The organism is Bartonella sp. MM97QHHN (genome assembly GCF_042194285.1).
Taxonomy (GTDB): Bacteria; Pseudomonadota; Alphaproteobacteria; order Rhizobiales; family Rhizobiaceae; genus Bartonella.
In genome coordinates this window covers 1-2135 of the sequence record NZ_JBHIMS010000011.1, presented here as the reverse complement: position 1 = coordinate 2135, position 2135 = coordinate 1, and the positions used below count along the sequence as shown (strand labels likewise).

At 39.6% G+C, this 2135-nt stretch carries 5 protein-coding genes and 1 pseudogene; 4 read left to right on the top strand and 2 right to left on the bottom strand.

Annotated elements, in window-relative coordinates; all coding sequences use genetic code 11:
* Positions 1 to 163 (top strand): annotated as a pseudogene (locus ACFIJW_RS00190) (late control protein); the annotation flags it as partial.
* A gap of 38 nt (positions 164 to 201) precedes the next feature.
* Here ACFIJW_RS00190 and ACFIJW_RS00185 read toward each other — a convergent pair.
* Both ACFIJW_RS00185 and ACFIJW_RS00180 read right to left on the bottom strand, forming a co-directional pair.
* Positions 202 to 525: a type II toxin-antitoxin system PemK/MazF family toxin gene (locus ACFIJW_RS00185; protein WP_375630048.1), complete on the bottom strand. Its 324-nt coding sequence runs from the start codon at positions 523 to 525 to the stop codon at positions 202 to 204.
* Positions 525 to 749 carry an antitoxin MazE family protein gene (locus ACFIJW_RS00180; protein WP_019224016.1) on the bottom strand — a complete coding sequence of 75 codons (225 nt, stop codon included), beginning with the start codon at positions 747 to 749 and terminating at the stop codon, positions 525 to 527. Before ACFIJW_RS00180 ends, ACFIJW_RS00185 begins: the two co-directional genes overlap by 1 nt.
* A 143-nt stretch (positions 750 to 892) precedes the next feature.
* Here ACFIJW_RS00180 and ACFIJW_RS00175 point away from each other — a divergent pair, with 143 nt between their 5' ends.
* The 3 genes from ACFIJW_RS00175 to ACFIJW_RS00165 all read left to right on the top strand — a co-directional run bounded on the left by ACFIJW_RS00175 (position 893) and on the right by ACFIJW_RS00165 (position 2123).
* Positions 893 to 1555 carry a lysozyme gene (locus ACFIJW_RS00175; RefSeq protein ID WP_375632685.1) on the top strand — a complete coding sequence of 221 codons (663 nt, stop codon included), beginning with the start codon at positions 893 to 895 and terminating at the stop codon, positions 1553 to 1555.
* Positions 1552 to 1779 (top strand): hypothetical protein, encoded by a 228-nt coding sequence (locus ACFIJW_RS00170; protein WP_375632683.1) that lies wholly within the window; start codon positions 1552 to 1554, stop codon positions 1777 to 1779. The genes ACFIJW_RS00175 and ACFIJW_RS00170 overlap by 4 nt, the downstream gene beginning before the upstream one ends.
* 131 nt (positions 1780 to 1910) lie before the next feature.
* Complete coding sequence (locus ACFIJW_RS00165) at positions 1911 to 2123, top strand: hypothetical protein (RefSeq protein ID WP_015856478.1); 213 nt, start codon at positions 1911 to 1913, stop codon at positions 2121 to 2123.
* Positions 2124 to 2135 lie beyond the last annotated feature (12 nt).

The following is a 2135-nucleotide window of genomic DNA, read 5'->3' as shown; positions in this document are numbered from 1 at the left end:
CACAAAAATAGAGTGCGAACTTTTTGATAAAGCGCAAGAAGATGCGGCTGGAAACGTTGCAAACACCACACCAGACAAGGATGATACCCTTGATCCAAACGCCCCACCTAACGCATGTGATGAAGGCGAAGGCGTTATCCATATGGATGAAGAAGATAGATAAACAAAGCTATTTTATGATGATAAAAAGAAATACTATTTTTATTTTACTATTCCTAAAAATACAGCTAAACAGCGTTCAATTTCTACCATTTTATCTGCATGAATGGAGCCGAAAGCTGGACTAACTTTTTCACATCTTACCGTCATAATCTTATCAATCATGACTTGCGAAGGTTTTTGCAAACCATTTTTAGCGTTTGGCTGAATCGTAATGCGGAGTAATGGCGCATCAACAAGTGTGCTAGTAATGGGTAAAACTGTTACACTTGTATGTTCATTGAATTGATTAGCTTGAATGATTAACGCAGGTCTTGGTTTACCAAAATCGCCTTGCATAGCTATTGTGACGAGAGATCCACGCATCATTCTGTCCAGCCATCAACATCCATTAAAGATTGATCCATCAACAACTGCATAGATGTATCTGTTTTATCCATTTTTGCGACTAAGCGACATTGGCGTCGGCACTCTTCTGCAAAGTTCGGTTGACGCGTATCTGGTACCCAAATTTGCATTAAACGCAAACCTGCTTTTCTTTGTGCGTTGCGATGTTTTTGAACGCGTTCATTAACGTGCATTGTAGCCATAACAAAATCTCCATTATGTTTCATGTAACGTATAACACAGAAAAAAGTTACATGAAACACTACTTTTAATAAAACGCAATAATTACAATTTTAATCTATCAATCTGCCCCACCTTTTGTGGGGCTTTTTTATAGGAGCAATACATGAGAACAATATCACCAGAAGGGTTAGCACTGATTAAACAATGGGAAGGTTTACGTCTCAATGCCTATAAAGATGCCATTGGAGTGTGGACCATTGGTTATGGACATACAAACAATGCTGGAAAACCTTTTGTTCATAAAGGTATGGCAATCACCGAAAAACAAGCAGAAGAACTTCTTTGCCAAGACTTAAGACAAATTGAAAATGCCGTTGAACAAGCCGTTCAAGTTGCTTTAACCGATGAACAATTCGCGGCTTTAGTCTCCTTTTGCTATAATGTAGGAACAACAGCCTTTTGTAACTCGACACTGTTAAAAAAGCTCAATCAAGGTGAATATGAAGCTGTCCCTGCAGAGCTACAGAAATGGACCAAAGCAGGCGGAAAGCGTCTTGAAGGTCTCGCACACCGGCGTGCAGCAGAAGCAGGCTTATGGGCGAAAGGGGCTTTTGTTTCCTCCAATTATCAAACAGTAGAAACGCAAGCACCAACGGGGATTTTCAAAGCCGAAGCCCTTGCACCGATTATTGGTTCTTTTTCTGGGCTTGGAGGCTTATTAGCAGGAAATGGACCAATCCAATGGGCTTTGGCCACCATTATGGTTTTAGCCGCATGTGCTGGCATTTTCTTTGTTGCTAAACGCTTTCAGGAGCATCGTCTATGATCTTATGGATGAAAAGAAATCTGATGCTAACAGGCGCGGCTTTAGCTGCTTTTTTTATGATTTTAGCAAGAGCTTTTAATCTTGGGAAAAAAGCAGAGCAACAAAAGCAAACAGAAAAAGCTTTAAAAGCAGCCACAACACGTCTGGAGGTGGAAAGTGAAGTTAATCAAAAAAGTGATGCTGATGTGCGTACTGCTCTCTCTGACTGGTTGCGCGACAAATAAATATGCTTCTTCTTGTGTTGGCTGGTTGCCAATTTATTTAGATAAGCAAGATCTGAACGCCATCAGTTCAAACTTAGCAAGAGAGATCTTAAAGCACAATAATCTAGGTGAACGCTTGTGTGGGTGGAAACATGGCTAGAAAAAAAACACAAGACGATATAGAGCTTACAGAAGCAGAAAAAGAAATACTTCAAGAAATCATCATGACCTACAAAAGTGTAAAAGTGATGTCGCGTTATACGAAATGGATTGTACTCATTATACTCTTATTAGCGCTTGATTTTTCACGTATTATGGATGCGTTTGTAAGTATTTTTACACAAAAACCAAATATCCGACTCTAAACATACTCTGAG

Excerpts from the sequence above, each read along its gene's own strand:
- ACFIJW_RS00185 (WP_375630048.1), bottom strand. The coding sequence starts at position 525 with ATGCGTGGATCTCTCGTCACAATAGCTATGCAAGGCGATTTTGGTAAA.
- ACFIJW_RS00180 (WP_019224016.1), bottom strand. The coding sequence starts at position 749 with ATGGCTACAATGCACGTTAATGAACGCGTTCAAAAACATCGCAACGCA.
- ACFIJW_RS00175 (WP_375632685.1), top strand. The coding sequence starts at position 893 with ATGAGAACAATATCACCAGAAGGGTTAGCACTGATTAAACAATGGGAA.
- ACFIJW_RS00170 (WP_375632683.1), top strand. The coding sequence starts at position 1,552 with ATGATCTTATGGATGAAAAGAAATCTGATGCTAACAGGCGCGGCTTTA.
- ACFIJW_RS00165 (WP_015856478.1), top strand. The coding sequence starts at position 1,911 with ATGGCTAGAAAAAAAACACAAGACGATATAGAGCTTACAGAAGCAGAA.